Origin of the sequence: Halomonas sp. TG39a (genome assembly GCF_000744395.1) — a bacterium.
Classification (GTDB): Bacteria; Pseudomonadota; Gammaproteobacteria; order Pseudomonadales; family Halomonadaceae; genus Vreelandella; species Vreelandella ventosae_B.
This window is the reverse complement of record NZ_JQLV01000002.1, coordinates 1-16,084: the sequence shown is the minus strand read 5'-3', so window position 1 is coordinate 16,084 and position 16,084 is coordinate 1. Positions and strand designations below refer to the sequence as shown.

General features: G+C 54.1%; 7 protein-coding genes, 3 rRNA genes and 1 pseudogene. 10 read left to right on the top strand and 1 reads right to left on the bottom strand.

All coding sequences use genetic code 11. From position 1 onward, the window contains the following. Window positions 1–21 precede the first annotated feature (21 nt). Window positions 22–1,710, top strand: a complete 1,689-nt coding sequence (locus U738_RS18160; RefSeq protein WP_035583820.1) for a methyl-accepting chemotaxis protein — start codon at window positions 22–24, stop codon at window positions 1,708–1,710. A 77-nt stretch (window positions 1,711–1,787) separates the two neighbouring features. Next, window positions 1,788–2,927 (top strand): SLC13 family permease, encoded by a 1,140-nt coding sequence (locus U738_RS18155; protein WP_231896833.1) that lies wholly within the window; start codon window positions 1,788–1,790, stop codon window positions 2,925–2,927. A 72-nt stretch (window positions 2,928–2,999) separates the two neighbouring features. Here U738_RS18155 and U738_RS18150 read toward each other — a convergent pair whose 3' ends face one another. After that, complete coding sequence (locus U738_RS18150; RefSeq protein WP_035583818.1) at window positions 3,000–4,187, bottom strand: acetyl-CoA C-acyltransferase; 1,188 nt, start codon at window positions 4,185–4,187, stop codon at window positions 3,000–3,002. 126 nt (window positions 4,188–4,313) lie between these two features. On the opposite strand from U738_RS18150, the gene U738_RS18145 reads away from it, so the two are divergent. The 8 genes and pseudogenes from U738_RS18145 to rlmM all read left to right on the top strand — a co-directional run. Next, window positions 4,314–4,883: a TetR/AcrR family transcriptional regulator gene (locus tag U738_RS18145; protein WP_035583816.1), complete on the top strand. Its 570-nt coding sequence runs from the start codon at window positions 4,314–4,316 to the stop codon at window positions 4,881–4,883. Between the two features lie 205 nt (window positions 4,884–5,088). Beyond that, a complete protein-coding gene (locus tag U738_RS18140; RefSeq protein ID WP_035583814.1) occupies window positions 5,089–6,759 on the top strand; it encodes an AMP-binding protein in 1,671 nt (556 codons plus the stop codon). A 26-nt stretch (window positions 6,760–6,785) separates the two neighbouring features. Next, window positions 6,786–7,553: an SDR family NAD(P)-dependent oxidoreductase gene (locus tag U738_RS18135; protein WP_035583813.1), complete on the top strand. Its 768-nt coding sequence runs from the start codon at window positions 6,786–6,788 to the stop codon at window positions 7,551–7,553. Between the two features lie 243 nt (window positions 7,554–7,796). After that, window positions 7,797–9,602, top strand: a complete 1,806-nt coding sequence (locus U738_RS18130) for an acyl-CoA dehydrogenase C-terminal domain-containing protein (RefSeq protein WP_035583812.1) — start codon at window positions 7,797–7,799, stop codon at window positions 9,600–9,602. 600 nt (window positions 9,603–10,202) lie between these two features. Continuing rightward, window positions 10,203–11,735: ribosomal RNA gene (locus tag U738_RS18125) — 16S ribosomal RNA — on the top strand. Between the two features lie 246 nt (window positions 11,736–11,981). Then, window positions 11,982–14,870, top strand: a 23S ribosomal RNA gene (locus U738_RS18120). A 132-nt stretch (window positions 14,871–15,002) separates the two neighbouring features. Further along, a 5S ribosomal RNA gene (gene rrf / locus U738_RS18115) occupies window positions 15,003–15,118 on the top strand. Together the 16S, 23S and 5S rRNA genes form the textbook arrangement of a ribosomal RNA operon. 285 nt (window positions 15,119–15,403) lie before the next feature. Beyond that, window positions 15,404–16,084 (top strand): annotated as a pseudogene (gene rlmM / locus U738_RS23040) (23S rRNA (cytidine(2498)-2'-O)-methyltransferase RlmM); the annotation flags it as partial.

Sequence of the window (16,084 nt, the reverse complement as noted above, 5' to 3'; positions counted from 1 at the left end):
TACTGAAAGGGGAGGGTTGAGATGAAATGGATTAATAATTTAAGCGTTAAAGCGAGTTGGACGCTGGTACTCGTCGCCTTGAGTGGCTTGGTGGTCGTTATTGGCGCGTTGGGGCTGTTCGCCAACCATTTTGGCCGTGAGGCATTCACGTCACTTCATGAAAGGGACATGGCGCAAATTAGCAACCTCGATAGCGCCTACTCCCAGCTATTGCGTTCGCGAATTCAGATGAACCGTGCGGCGGAGTTAATCCGTACCCCTTCATTTGATCGGCCTGACCCCTTGATAGAAGAAGCCCAGCGGTTGCTTGACTCGGCCACTGAGAATTTCTCTCAATTTACAGCGAGTGATTTTGATCAAAATCAACAGGCACTTGTGGATCAGTTAGCGTCGAGCTTTCAATCATTCGTTAACAATAATCTCAATCTTCAGATGATGATGCTGGAAGAGCGCGATATATCCGGTTTCTTCTCAGGCGAGTCGCGGGTGGATGATAGCAGTCAGCACTTTGTGGAGAGTGCCGAAGCATTTTTTGCAGCCTCAACCCAGCGGGGTAACGCGCTGTTCGCGCGCTTTGAGCAGGTTTCATCGCTGCTTTTTTGGGGCGTGATTGCGGCGCTGGGTACTGCACTGCTGGTAGTGACAGTAGTGGTATGGGGTGTGCGTAAAAACGTGCTGCGCCCATTAAAAACGATCACTGGGCATTTTCAGCGCATTGCTAGCGGTGATCTGTCAGCGCCGGTAACAGCACACTCAACCAACGAAATTGGTCAGCTGTTTAGTGAGTTGGACAAGATGCAGCACTCGTTGACGGCGACTGTTAAGCGACTTAACGCAAGTAGTCAGCAGGTGTATAGCAACAGCCAGGAGATGACCGAGCAGAACCAACTTCTGGCGAGCCAAACCGACACTCAAGTCTCAGCCTTGCAGCAAATGGCCGCGAGCTTGGAGCAGCTGACCGCCACGGTGAACCAGAATGCTGAAAGCGCGGCGCATGTTAATCAGTCCACGGCGGATGTGTCCCACAAAGCGCAGCAGGGTGACGAGGTAATTAGCCAGTTTATCGCTACGATGGAGGCGATCAATGATCACTCCGAAGAGATTCAAAGCATTATTCGAATGATTGAAAGTATTGCTTTTCAAACCAATATTTTAGCGCTCAATGCATCGGTTGAAGCGGCGCGCGCCGGAGAACATGGGCGTGGATTTGCGGTGGTGGCCAATGAAGTGCGTGCGCTGGCAACCCGCAGTGCCAGTGCCGCCAGCGATATACGGACGCGCATTGAAGCGTCGAGTGCGAGTGTTCAGCAGGGTAGCGTTCTGTCCCTACAGGCCGGCGAACATACTCGGGCGATCATGCAAGCGGCGAGTAACGTCAATACGCTGATGACGCAAATCACCCATGCCTCTGAGGAGCAGCGGCGAGGCATTGAAGAGGTCAATCAAGCGGTGACCCAAATTGATACCACCACCCAAGACACCATGCGTTTAGTCAATCAAGCAGCCCAGAGCGCAGAGGTGTTGTCTCAAGAAGCCTTGCAGATGCGTGAATATGCTGGCCAGTTTAGCGTGGTAGAGAACGACTCAAGCTTGGCTGAAGTGAGTGAAGAGCACGCCGAATATCCCGAATGGGAGCAGCTTAGCCATCAAGACACCGCCTTGGCTGATACCCAGGTTCGCCGTCAAGCCAGCTTAATGGCTTCTGCTTAGCATGCTGACGTGAGCAATTTACGTTTACTCAGAGTCAGTTAACGCTATCATGCGGTTTTCTCTGAGCGGTCTATGGCGTGTTTGCAACAAAGCGGTTAGCGACACCTGTTAGTGTGTTTGTTCAGCGTTTTCTTAACGATCCTATGCTGCTCTTTATGAGCGGCCTAGGCGGCGTTCTGTGGTGGCTGCAGCCCCAGTCGTTGATGGAGATGGCTGAACGTGTTCACTGGACAACCCTGGCAGTGTTGACGGGCCTGATGGTGCTTAGTAGAGCGTTAGAACTGAGCGGCTATTTAACCCTCTGGGGGCGGCGGTTGTTAGCCCACCTGCGTGGCGAGCGTCGCCTAGCGGTTGGGCTGGTAATGTTTTCGGGGCTGCTTTCCGCGGTAGTTACCAACGATGTGGCGCTGTTTATTGTGGTGCCGCTGACGCTTAGCCTGGCAGGAATGGCGGCACTGCCGATTGGGCGTTTGATTGTATTTGAAGCGCTGGCGGTCAACGCTGGGTCATCGCTGAGCCCGATAGGTAATCCACAAAACCTTTATTTATGGCAGCATTCAGGCGTTAGTTTTGGCGAGTTTTTATCCGTCATGCTGCCGCTGGGAGTGGGGCTGATGGTGCTGCTGTTGCTACTTGTTCCCTTGGCGTTTCCTAAAGCATTAATACGCCTGGATACAGTGGCAAGCGCGCCCAATGAGCGGTTACAAAAACCGTTATGGGCCGCGCTCATCGGCTACCCGCTGTTCTTGCTCGCCGTTGAAATGGGCTGGGCTGCCCAGGCAATGGCGGGCGTTCTGCTAGCGATGTTGCTCGTGGCCCGACGGGCGGTATTCAGCATTGATTGGCTGTTGCTGGTCGTGTTTGTCTTAATGTTTGTAAATTTGAGTGTGATCGGAGAGTTGGGCGTCGTTCGGCAGGCGATTGCTACGATGCAGCTGTGGCCGGGTGGCGATACCAGCGTCGGTGTGCTGCTCTCACAGCTGTTATCCAACGTGCCGGCAACGCTGCTGCTTGCCCAGCAAAGCGAGTGGCAGCCGCTCGCCTGGGGTGTCAGCGTGGGCGGTTTTGGTTTAGTGATTGGCTCAATGGCTAATTTAATTGCGCTGCGATTGGCGCGCCAGCCGGGGATGTTGATGGAGTTTCATCGCTGGTCGCTTCCCATGCTGGGGCTTGGTTGGTTGTTTGCCGCTGTGTGGCTAAGCGCCCTGGCTCGGTAACCGTGCCAGGGCGTTTTCCAGCAGCTTTCTCTTCTAGCTCTCTCTTCCAGCTCTCTCTTTAAAGATCGCGAATTAGTCGATTAGCTCGACGGCGATGGCCGTCGCTTCGCCGCCGCCAATGCATAAGCTAGCAATGCCGCGTTTGCCGCCTTTAGTGCGCAGGGCATGAATCAGTGTGGCAATAATACGCGAGCCGGTGGAGCCAATGGGGTGGCCTTGGGCGCAGGCACCGCCAAACACATTGACCTTGTCATGGGGGAGGCCCAAGTCATCCATTGCCATGAGTGTCACCACTGCAAAGGCTTCGTTAATTTCAAATAGATCAACGTCGTTCACGCGCCAGTCCAGCTTTTTCATAAGCTTATCAATGGCGCCAACAGGGGCGATGGTGAATTCACTAGGGTGTTGTGAATGGGTCGAGTGGCCCAACATGCGCGCCAGTGGCTTAATGCCGTGCTGATCGGCGGCTGCTTGGCTGGCCAAGATAAGTGCCGAAGCGCCGTCGGAAATTGAGCTGGCGTTGGCGGCGGTAATCGTGCCGTCCTTGGCAAAGGCGGGGCGCAGCTGGCGGATTTTGTCGAGCTTGGCTTGGAAGGGCTGCTCGTCGTGTTCGACCAGGATTTCACCCTGGCGAGAGGAGACCATCACCGGTGCCATTTCTGCGTTTAGGTGGCCCGCGTTGGTGGCAGCCATGGCGCGCTCAAGCGAGGCAATGGCAAAGTCATCCAGGCGCTCACGGGTATAGCCGCGATCCGAAGCGACATCTTGAGCAAACACGCCCATTAGTTTGCCCGTTTCGGCGTCTTCCAACCCATCCAAAAACATATGGTCTTTGAGCTCGCCGTGGCCTAAGCGATAGCCACCGCGTGCCTTGGTCAGCAGGTGTGGGGCGTTAGACATGGATTCCATGCCGCCTGCCAGCACAATATCGCCGCTGCCTGCCTTGATTAGGTCGTGGGCAAGCATGGTAGCTTTCATGCCCGAGCCGCACAGCTTATTGATCGTCGTGGCGCCATTGGCGTCGGGAATACCAGCTTGTCGCATTGCCTGACGTGCTGGGCCCTGATTAACGCCTGCAGGCAGTACACATCCCATAATGCCCTCGCTGATCGCAGCAGAGTCAATGCCTGACGCTTCAATCGCTGCTTTGATGGCAACAGCGCCAAGCTGTGGCGCCGTCATGTTCGCAAGGCTGCCCATCATGCCACCCATTGGCGTGCGTTTGGCGGCGAGAAATACAATATCGGTGGGGTTACTCATGGTCAATCTCCTTCAGTTTTATTGTGATTATCGTATCGAGTCGTGGGTGATACATTGACCCGTAGGCGGTGCTGTGGTTCTCTCCTGAGTAACCAAGCAAGCGCTAGTGTGAGTGACATGAATGTAATGAATGCATCCCCTCGTCGCAAGGAATTGACGCGCCTCGCCGCTCAGCTATTCGTCCAAGAGGGCTTTGACCGGACGACGGTGCGTATGCTGGCGCAGGAAATGGGCATTAAGTCCGGCAGCTTGTTTCACCATTTTAAAGATAAGCAGGAAATCCTCGCCGCGGTTATCGAAGAGGGCACCCAAAATGCCTTGGCGATTGCCCGCAAAGCCCTCGCTGAGTGTGCCGCTGAGCCTGAGATGCGGTTACGTGCCATGGCCCGTGCTCATTTAGAAACGCTATTTACCGACCGCAATGCGCATGTGGTGGCGCTCTTCGAGTGGCGTCGCCTGGATCCTGCGGCAAGTGCCCATTTGAGCCATCTACGCGATGCTTACGAGGCGCTGTGGGTCGCTGTGATTGACGATGCCTTGGCAGCAGGGTTGATTCATGGTGACCGCTTTCTTGTCTCGCGCTTTGTACTTGGGGCGCTCAACTGGACGGTTCGCTGGTACGACCCTAACGGCCCTCGCTCACCCGATGACCTTGCTGATGAGCTTGTCGCCATGATTATGCCTACCCCTGCTTGATGCCTCGATGACCACCGCCTCGACCAACGTCTAACGCGACAATTTATAACAGTGCTTGCTCTCTGCACCGATTACTTTTAGCGTTGCTATTATCTATGGGGTTACGTTAACGTCAACGGATAATTATAGCGACGGACTACTTTCCCACCTTTAATGCCTAGAGCTCGTTACCAACAACAATTATCAACGACATAAGAGAGCCATCATGACAGCGATATCACAATCACTGCCCGACTATCACCACTATCGCGATAGTTTCTCCGTGGATAGCGTTATTGCTCGCCTGGATGACCACCAGGACGGCTTGCTGAATGCCTTTGAGGCCTGCTGTGGTCGTCATGTGCGTGAGGGGCGTGGCGAGGTGCTGGCGCTGGTTCAAGAAGATACTCAAGGTGATTTGCATACCTTGACCTACGCCGAACTCGATGAGCAGAGCGCGAAGTTAGCGGGATGGTTTGAATCCCAAGGGTTGGGTAAAGGTGATCGCATTGCCTGTATGCTGCCGCGGTCACCACAGCTATTGATTGCAGTACTCGCCACATGGCGTATTGGCGCGGTTTATCAGCCTTTATTTACCGCTTTTGGCCCCGATGCGGTGGATTATCGATTAGGCCGTGCGGATACCAAACTAGTGATTACCGATCACGCTAACCGCTATAAGTTTGATGGCCTTAGCCAGTGCCCGCCGGTTTTGACTGTAGGTGGAGCGACCAGTGAACACGGCGAGGATCACGATTGGCTGTCAGCGTTGACGCATACGTCAATGAGCGACAAGCCGCCGCGACTCTCGCCCGAAGAGCCATTTCTGCAAATGTTCACCTCCGGCACCGTAGGCAAGCCAAAAGGCGTAGCTGTGCCGCTGGCAGGGATGACGGCTTTTGCGATCTATATGGAACTGGCCATTGACCTGCGTGACGATGACCGTTTTTGGAATATGGCCGACCCCGGCTGGGCCTATGGTCTTTACTACGCGATTGCCGGGCCTTTGCTACTTGGCGTGACGACGCATTTTTGCGAGGCAGGATTTAGCGCCGAAGGGGCGCTGGCGTTTATGAAGCGCCATCATATTACCAATTTTGCTGCTGCGCCGACGGCTTATCGGCTGATGAAGGCGTCAGGTCTGTTTGATGACGCCCATGAAACGTTGCAACTTCGGGCGGCTAGCTCGGCGGGTGAACCTTTAAACACGGAAGTGGTGACCTGGGTAGAGAGGTCGTTGGGTTGTCCGGTCATGGATCACTACGGCCAGACTGAGACCGGCATGACGTGTAATAACCACCATGCTCTTGACCACCTTAAGCATGTGGGCGCGATGGGTGTGCCGATGCCAGGGTATCGTCTGGCAATTTTGGATGCGGAGTATAAAGAGCTGCCTGCCGGTGAGCCTGGTGTCCTTGCGGTGGATATCAAGCAATCTCCAGCGCACTTTTTTCAGGGCTACACCTGGCAAGAGAAGAACCCTTTTGTAGAGGGCTATTACCTGACCGGTGACGTGGTTATCCGCAATGAAGACGGCACCTTCCAGTTTGCTGGCCGCGACGACGACATTATTACCACGGCGGGTTATCGCGTAGGGCCAACGGATGTCGAAAATAGCGTGATGACGCACCCTGCGGTCGCTGAGTCTGCGGCGGTTGGACAGCCCGATGAGATTCGCGGCGAAGTGATTAAGTCGTATATCGTGCTGCGCGAAGGCTATGAGGCAAGTGATGAGCTTGCAGATGAAATCAAGCAACGTGTGCGTGAGCGGCTATCAACCCACGCTTTCCCGCGCATTATTGAGTTTGTCGATGAGCTGCCTAAAACCCCCAGCGGCAAGATACAGCGCTTCAAATTGCGTGCCCAGGCGGTAGAAGAAGCCAAAACAGCTAAGTAAACATAACGACCATAGGGAATACGGTTATGCAGGTTAAGGAGAGTACTTTTTTAATTACCGGTGCCGCTTCGGGGCTAGGGGCAGCAACCGCTGAGCGGTTAGTCGCTGCAGGTGCCCGCGTCGTTTTATGCGACCTAAACGATAGCGTCAAAATCCATGCTGAGCAGTTGGGGGAGCAGGCCCAAGCGTGCCTGGCAGATATCACCTCAGCCGAACAAATGCAGCAGGCAGTTGATGCAGCGGTAGCGCTGGGGGGGGAGCGTGGGCTTTCGGGGGTGGTTCACTGTGCCGGCGTCGTTAGCGTAGCCAAGCTGGTGGATCGTGAGGGGAATCCAGCGGATTTAGACAGCTACACCAAAACGATAAATATCAACCTGGTCGGCACTTTTAACGTCATGCGCCTCGCGGCTGCCGCAATGGCTAAAAATGCGCCTAATGAGAGTGGCGAGCGGGGGGTGATTATTAATACCGCTTCTATCGCCGCTTTTGATGGGCAGGTAGGGCAGTGTGCTTACAGCGCCTCTAAAGCGGGCGTTGTGGGTATGAGCTTGCCTGCGGCGCGGGAGTTGTCGCGGCATGCTATTCGTGTCATGGCCATCGCCCCAGGTGTATTTGAAACGCCGATGATGAGCGAGATTCCCGACGAGGCCGCCCAGGCGCTAGCGGCCGCTGTGCCTTTTCCTAAGCGCTTGGGTAAGCCGGATGAATTTGCGCAATTAGCCGAGCAGATTATTACCAATCCCATGCTGAACGGTGAGTTGATCCGTTTAGATGGCGGCATTCGCATGCAGTAAGTAAGTGGTAAGTAGGTGGAAGGGAAATAGGGAAACTCGTCAGCTTTTAGCTGGCGAGTTTTTTATTATTGATGTCAATGGGTTACTCCGTAGGCGACCAAAGTTCTAGTGTGTTTCAAGGCTAAATTCAAACGCTCGCTTGACTCTGTGGGGCGCTCGCGATAGTTTTCAAACATGTGTTTGAAAGCCTTCTGTCAAAAGAATCTGATTGGCTTCCAAGCCCCCTATTTCAGGAGAAGTGTGATGCCCAGCTATCAGGCCCCCATTCGTGATATGCGTTTCGTTATGGACGAAATGCTCGACTACCCCGCTCACTACGCGCGTCTACCTAGTGGTGACGATGCATCGCCAGACGTGGTCAGTGCCATTCTAGAAGAGGGCGCACGCTTCGCCCGTGACGTACTGCTCCCGATCAATCAGAGTGGCGATGAAGAGGGTTGCCTGTTAGAGGGAGGCGAAGTCAAAGCGCCTAGCGGCTTTAAAGAAGCCTACCAACAGTACGTAGAAGGCGGCTGGCCGAGCCTTGCCGCTGATCCTGCCCATGGCGGCCAGGGCTTGCCGCCTTCATTGGCAATGCTGCTGTCGGAAATGATCTGCGCGACTAACCTGGCGTGGGGTATGTACCCTGGGCTCTCTCATGGTGCGGCGGATGCGCTGCGCCATCATGGCACCGATGAGCAGAAGGCGACGTATCTCACCAAGCTGGTTGAAGGTGTATGGACGGGCACTATGTGCCTAACCGAGCCGCACTGCGGTACTGACCTAGGATTGATCAAGACCCGAGCAGTGCCCGCTGATGGCGATGCCTATGCGATTACCGGCACTAAAATTTTTATCTCGGCCGGTGAGCATAATCTGGCTGAAAATATCGTCCATTTGGTTTTGGCAAAACTGCCCGACGCACCGGAAGGATCTAAAGGTATTTCGCTATTTGTAGTGCCTAAGTTCTTGCCTGATGCCCACGGCAGTGTGGGTGAGCGTAATGGCGTCACCTGCGGTTCGCTCGAGCACAAGATGGGCATTCATGGTAATGCCACCTGCGTGATGAACTTCGATGGCGCAACCGGCTATCTGGTGGGTGCCCCGAATAAAGGCTTGGCGTGTATGTTCACCATGATGAACGCTGCGCGTCTTGGGGTGGGGATTCAAGGGCTGGGGTTGATTGAAGCCAGTTTTCAGAATTCATTGAGCTATGCCCGTGATCGGTTACAGATGCGCGGCTTATCGGGCAAACAGGCTCCTGAAAAGCCTGCTGATCCGATTATTGTCCACCCTGATGTGCGCCGCATGCTGCTGACCCAGAAAGCCTTCGCCGAAGGCGGGCGTATGTTGGTGCTTTATACTGCGCAAATGCTCGATGTAGTGGAGCATGGTGAGCCGGGTGCAGAGCGAGATCACGCTGAAACCCTGCTTGGCTTGCTAACGCCTATTGTTAAAGCCTTCCTGACCGAAGTTGGTTTTGAAAGCACTAACGAAGGTGTGCAGATCTACGGCGGCCATGGCTTTATTAAAGAGTGGGGCATGGAGCAGTTGGTGCGTGATGCGCGTATTACTCGACTCTATGAAGGCACCACAGGCATTCAGGCGCTTGATCTGCTGGGCCGTAAAGTGCTCATGAGCCAAGGTGAGTCGCTAAAGGTTTTCACCAAAGAGATCCATAAATTTTGCAAAACCGAAGCTGACAATCCAGCCCTTAAGGAATTTGTCGAACCACTGGCGAAGCTCAATGCAGAGTGGGGCGAGCTAACCATGGGCGTGGGTATGAAGGCGATGCAAGACCGTGAAGAAGTCGGCGCGGCGAGTGTTGATTACCTTATGTATTCAGGCTACGTCACGCTGGCCTATCTATTTGCCCGCGCGGCCAAGCAGGCATCTACATCGCTAGAGGGCGACGATAAAGCTTTCTATGCCGCTAAGTTGAATACTGCCCGTTTCTATTACCAGCGGCTATTGCCGCGCACCAAGGCTCATGCGCAGATGATCCAGTCAGGCGCTTCCAGCCTAATGGCTATCTCCAGCGAAGATTTTGGTTTGGGTTTTGAAATTTGAAACGTCGATTGCTGAAGGCGTGAGCTAAAGCACGCCAACAGGCACTCTCTGGTCAGGCGTTCTGATCGGTGGTTTGCGGCAAAAGGGCAACCTTTTGCCGCTTTTTTATACGCAATACGTCTTTTACTTGCTATCTTGATAGTGAGGCCTTAAAGTACGCATCCGCTGCCGGGGACGCCAAGCGTTACCAGCGGTGCATAAGGTGTAAAAGCCTTGGTTTGTCAAATGGTTACCGCTTTTGCGATAGCTCGCGGTTTTGGGTGTAATGAGTACCACATCGAAAACAACGCCCTTGACAACCACCAGGAAATGCGTAGAATGCGTCTTCCTCGCTGCGGCAAGCCAGTTCAACGGCAGCCCGGTTACTTTCACAGTAACCCGACAGCGAAACAGCTCTTTAACAATTTGATCAGGTAATTCATGTGGGCGCTTGCTGATGTTGGTGACAAATCACCAAATATCAAGGCAAGCGACTCAAGCAATAAGGTTTTAAAGGATTCGTCCTTTGGGATCTGTTTTGAATGAATTCGTTTGAACCTTGAGCCAAGTTTGGTTCGCTTCTGTCACTTTCGAGTGGCGGGTAAGAACCGCATAGATCTTAAACTGAAGAGTTTGATCATGGCTCAGATTGAACGCTGGCGGCAGGCCTAACACATGCAAGTCGAGCGGTAACAGGGGTAGCTTGCTACCCGCTGACGAGCGGCGGACGGGTGAGTAATGCATAGGAATCTGCCCGATAGTGGGGGATAACCTGGGGAAACCCAGGCTAATACCGCATACGTCCTACGGGAGAAAGGGGGCTCCGGCTCCCGCTATTGGATGAGCCTATGTCGGATTAGCTAGTTGGTAAGGTAATGGCTTACCAAGGCAACGATCCGTAGCTGGTCTGAGAGGATGATCAGCCACATCGGGACTGAGACACGGCCCGAACTCCTACGGGAGGCAGCAGTGGGGAATATTGGACAATGGGGGCAACCCTGATCCAGCCATGCCGCGTGTGTGAAGAAGGCCCTCGGGTTGTAAAGCACTTTCAGCGAGGAAGAACGCCTATCGGTTAATACCCGGTAGGAAAGACATCACTCGCAGAAGAAGCACCGGCTAACTCCGTGCCAGCAGCCGCGGTAATACGGAGGGTGCAAGCGTTAATCGGAATTACTGGGCGTAAAGCGCGCGTAGGTGGCTTGATAAGCCGGTTGTGAAAGCCCCGGGCTCAACCTGGGAACGGCATCCGGAACTGTCAGGCTAGAGTGCAGGAGAGGAAGGTAGAATTCCCGGTGTAGCGGTGAAATGCGTAGAGATCGGGAGGAATACCAGTGGCGAAGGCGGCCTTCTGGACTGACACTGACACTGAGGTGCGAAAGCGTGGGTAGCAAACAGGATTAGATACCCTGGTAGTCCACGCCGTAAACGATGTCGACCAGCCGTTGGGTGCCTAGAGCACTTTGTGGCGAAGTTAACGCGATAAGTCGACCGCCTGGGGAGTACGGCCGCAAGGTTAAAACTCAAATGAATTGACGGGGGCCCGCACAAGCGGTGGAGCATGTGGTTTAATTCGATGCAACGCGAAGAACCTTACCTACCCTTGACATCTACAGAAGCCGGAAGAGATTCTGGTGTGCCTTCGGGAACTGTAAGACAGGTGCTGCATGGCTGTCGTCAGCTCGTGTTGTGAAATGTTGGGTTAAGTCCCGTAACGAGCGCAACCCTTGTCCTTATTTGCCAGCACGTAATGGTGGGAACTCTAAGGAGACTGCCGGTGACAAACCGGAGGAAGGTGGGGACGACGTCAAGTCATCATGGCCCTTACGGGTAGGGCTACACACGTGCTACAATGGCCGGTACAAAGGGCTGCGAGCTCGCGAGAGTCAGCGAATCCCTTAAAGCCGGTCTCAGTCCGGATCGGAGTCTGCAACTCGACTCCGTGAAGTCGGAATCGCTAGTAATCGTGAATCAGAATGTCACGGTGAATACGTTCCCGGGCCTTGTACACACCGCCCGTCACACCATGGGAGTGGACTGCACCAGAAGTGGTTAGCCTAACGCAAGAGGGCGATCACCACGGTGTGGTTCATGACTGGGGTGAAGTCGTAACAAGGTAGCCGTAGGGGAACCTGCGGCTGGATCACCTCCTTAAACGATGCGTCACAGTCGGTAAGCGTCCACAATGAATTACCTGATCAGATAGCTGTTGATGCGCAGTGATAAGCCAGCCGCCTACGGCGTTGCCTTATCACTGCGTATAGCAGTCGCTCTTTAACAATGTATATCATGCTGACAAGAACATACCGCAAGGTATGGTCTTAAATTGTGATACGTCTCAAGCGTATCCGGCAAAATGAAACGTGATCATTGCGACATCCAGACTCCTTCGGGTTATAGGGTCAAGCAATGAAGCGCACACGGTGGATGCCTAGGCAGCCAGAGGCGATGAAAGACGTGGTAGCCTGCGATAAGGCTCGGTGAGGTGGCAACAACCTGTGACCCGGGCATTTCTGAATGGGGAAACCCACTCATCATAAGATGAGTATCGTGCACTGAATACATAGGTGTACGAGGCGAACCAGGGGAACTGAAACATCTAAGTACCCTGAGGAAAAGAAATCAACCGAGATTCCCCTAGTAGCGGCGAGCGAACGGGGACCAGCCCTTAAGCATGTGACTGATTAGGCGAACACGTTGGGAAGCGTGGCCGTAGCGGGTGATAGCCCCGTAGTCGAAAATCTGATCATGTGAAATCGAGTAGGTCGGGGCACGAGAAACCTTGACTGAAGACGGGGGGACCATCCTCCAAGGCTAAATACTCCTGGCTGACCGATAGTGAACCAGTACCGTGAGGGAAAGGCGAAAAGAACCCCGGAGAGGGGAGTGAAATAGATCCTGAAACCGTGTGCGTACAAGCAGTAGGAGCAGACTTGTTCTGTGACTGCGTACCTTTTGTATAATGGGTCAGCGACTTATATTCAGTGGCGAGGTTAACCGTATAGGGGAGCCGTAGGGAAACCGAGTCTTAACTGGGCGACACAGTCGCTGGATATAGACCCGAAACCGAGCGATCTATCCATGAGCAGGGTGAAGATTGAGTAACATCAATTGGAGGCCCGAACCAGGATCTGTTGAAAAAGATTTGGATGACTTGTGGATCGGAGTGAAAGGCTAATCAAGCTCGGAGATAGCTGGTTCTCCTCGAAAGCTATTTAGGTAGCGCCTCACGTAGTACCGCCGGGGGTAGAGCACTGTTTCGGCTAGGGGGTCATCCCGACTTACCAACCCGAGGCAAACTCCGAATACCGGTGAGTAACGCGTGGGAGACACACGGCGGGTGCTAACGTCCGTCGTGAAAAGGGAAACAACCCAGACCGTCAGCTAAGGTCCCGAAATCCTGGTTAAGTGGGAAACGATGTGGGAAGGCTCAGACAGCTAGGAGGTTGGCTTAGAAGCAGCCATCCTTTAAAGAAAGCGTAATAGCTCACTAGTCGAGTCGGCCTGCGCGGAAGATGTAACGGGGCTAAACCAGGTACCGAAGCTACGGGTTCATCCTTAGGATGAGCGGTAGAGGAGCGTCGTGTACGCCAATGAAGGTGGATTGAGAAGTCTGCTGGAGGTATCACGAGTGCGAATGCTGACATGAGTAACGATAAAGGGAGTGAAAAACTCCCTCGCCGGAAGACCAAGGGTTTCTGTTCGACGCTAATCGGAGCAGAGTGAGTCGGCCCCTAAGGCGAGGCCGAAAGGCGTAGTCGATGGGAAACGGGTCAATATTCCGTACCGGACATGGTTGCGATGGGGGGACGAAGAAGGCTAGGTGAGCCAGGCGTTGGTTGTCCTGGTGAAAGTGAGTAGGCTGAGGGTTTAGGTAAATCCGGACCCTTTCAAGGCCGAGACACGAGATGAACTGACCACGGTCAGGAAGTCACTGATGCCACGCTTCCAGGAAAAGCCTCTAAGCTTCAGATCATGTGCGACCGTACCCCAAACCGACACAGGTGGTCAGGGTGAGAATCCCAAGGCGCTTGAGAGAACTCGGGTGAAGGAACTAGGCAAAATGGTGCCGTAACTTCGGGAGAAGGCACGCCGGCGTAGGGTGAAGAGACTTGCTCTCCTAGCCCGAACCGGTCGAAGATACCAGGTGGCTGCAACTGTTTATTAAAAACACAGCACTCTGCTAACGCGCAAGCGGACGTATAGGGTGTGACGCCTGCCCGGTGCCGGAAGGTTAAATGATGGTGTTAGCCGCAAGGCGAAGCTCTTGATTGAAGCCCCGGTAAACGGCGGCCGTAACTATAACGGTCCTAAGGTAGCGAAATTCCTTGTCGGGTAAGTTCCGACCTGCACGAATGGCGTAATGATGGCCACGCTGTCTCCACCCGAGACTCAGTGAAATTGAAATCGCCGTGAAGATGCGGTGTACCCGCGGCTAGACGGAAAGACCCCGTGAACCTTTACTATAGCTTCACACTGACGCTGATGTTGCCTGTGTAGGATAGCTGGGAGGCTTTGAAACTCGGACGCCAGTTCGGGTGGAGCCAACCTTGAAATACCAGCCTGGCATCATTGGCGTTCTCACTCAGGTCCGTTATCCGGATCGAGGACAGTGTGTGGTGGGTAGTTTGACTGGGGCGGTCTCCTCCTAAAGAGTAACGGAGGAGCACGAAGGTACCCTCAGCACGGTCGGACATCGTGCATTGAGTGCAAGAGCATAAGGGTGCTTGACTGCGAGACAGACACGTCGAGCAGGTGCGAAAGCAGGTTCTAGTGATCCGGTGGTTCTGTATGGAAGGGCCATCGCTCAACGGATAAAAGGTACTCCGGGGATAACAGGCTGATACCGCCCAAGAGTTCACATCGACGGCGGTGTTTGGCACCTCGATGTCGGCTCATCACATCCTGGGGCTGAAGTCGGTCCCAAGGGTATGGCTGTTCGCCATTTAAAGTGGTACGCGAGCTGGGTTTAGAACGTCGTGAGACAGTTCGGTCCCTATCTGCCGTGGGCGTTGGATGTTTGAGAAGGGCTGCTCCTAGTACGAGAGGACCGGAGTGGACGACCCTCTGGTGTTCCGGTTGTCCACGCCAGTGGCATTGCCGGGTAGCTATGGTCGGACGGGATAACCGCTGAAAGCATCTAAGCGGGAAGCCCCTTCAAGATGAGACATCCCTGAGGCCTAGAGCCTCCTGAAGGGCCCAGCGAGACCAGCTGGTTGATAGGCACGGTGTGGAAGCGCTGCAAGGCGTTGAGCTAACGTGTACTAATGGCCCGTGAGGCTTGACCCTATAACACCCAAGGGGTCTGGTCGTAATGATGACGCAACATTAAAACACCGGATACGCAGCGTGGCCTGACTCAAACGAGCAGGCGGCACAATGAGACGATCACAAACAGCATGATGTACATTAACAGTTACGCCTGACGACCATAGCACGCGTGAACCACCTGATCCCTTGCCGAACTCAGAAGTGAAACCGCTTAGCGCCGATGGTAGTGTGGGGTCTCCCCATGCGAGAGTAGGTCATCGTCAGGCACTTATTACGAAAAATCCCCCAGGGCTGATGCCTTGGGGGATTTTTTTTGTGTTGGGTGAAGGGTAAGTCGTGAATCGTGAGTAGAAAACGTTGGTGAATGGGGTCTCCCCAATATCCTGTTCCGCCTCACACCTCACACCTCACACCTCACACCTCACACCTCACACCTCACACCTCACACCTCACACCTCACGCCTCACGCCTTAGCTAGATAAATGCTATGATGCGCCCCAATTAATTAGGCAGCCCTCACCGTTTGTGATGGGCGGAATCGAGGTGAAGAGGTGAGTGAAACGGTACCTACGTCATGGTTAGTTTACTGCCGTCCTGGGTTTGAGAGTGATGCGCTGGCAGAGCTACAGCATCACGCAGCATTACAGGGCATTCCCTGTGAATCATCTCATGGGGAAGGGTGGGTAAGCTTAACGCGTGTCGATGGCGAAGCGGTGAATGATTTACACCGTCAGGCAGCGTTTAAAAAGCTGATTTTCGCGCCAGAGCTTAGCGGCCTTGCCTGCGCTCACTCTTTCACGTGACGACCGTCTTACCGCGATCTTGGAACAGGTCAAAGCCAGCCGCTGGAGCTTTGAAGAGATTTGGCATGAAACGCCGGATACCAACGATGGCAAGCGCTGGCCGGCTGATTAAGGCGCTTACCAAGCCACTGGAAAGTATGTTGAAAAAGCGTGGTGCGTTAAGGCGCAGCGCGGGCGCACGACGCTTACATATTTTCTGGACTGATGGTGATCAAGTGCAGCTGGCGATGAGCTTCCCAGGCAATCGCAGCGATTTAATCAATGGTATTCGTCGATTGCGCTTTCCCTCTCGTGCCCCCAGCCGCTCAACGCTTAAATTGGAAGAGGCGTGGCACGAGTTTATCCCTAGGGAAGAGTGGGAGACGCGCCTTGCACCGCATATGCAGGCAGCTGACTTGGGGGCTGCCCCGGGCGGCTGGACATGGCAAC

Bases quoted from the DNA above. Each gene is read 5' to 3' on its own strand.
- U738_RS18160 (WP_035583820.1), top strand. From the start codon at position 22: ATGAAATGGATTAATAATTTAAGCGTTAAAGCGAGTTGGACGCTGGTA.
- U738_RS18150 (WP_035583818.1), bottom strand. From the start codon at position 4,187: ATGAGTAACCCCACCGATATTGTATTTCTCGCCGCCAAACGCACGCCA.
- U738_RS18145 (WP_035583816.1), top strand. From the start codon at position 4,314: ATGAATGCATCCCCTCGTCGCAAGGAATTGACGCGCCTCGCCGCTCAG.
- U738_RS18140 (WP_035583814.1), top strand. From the start codon at position 5,089: ATGACAGCGATATCACAATCACTGCCCGACTATCACCACTATCGCGAT.
- U738_RS18135 (WP_035583813.1), top strand. From the start codon at position 6,786: ATGCAGGTTAAGGAGAGTACTTTTTTAATTACCGGTGCCGCTTCGGGG.
- U738_RS18130 (WP_035583812.1), top strand. From the start codon at position 7,797: ATGCCCAGCTATCAGGCCCCCATTCGTGATATGCGTTTCGTTATGGAC.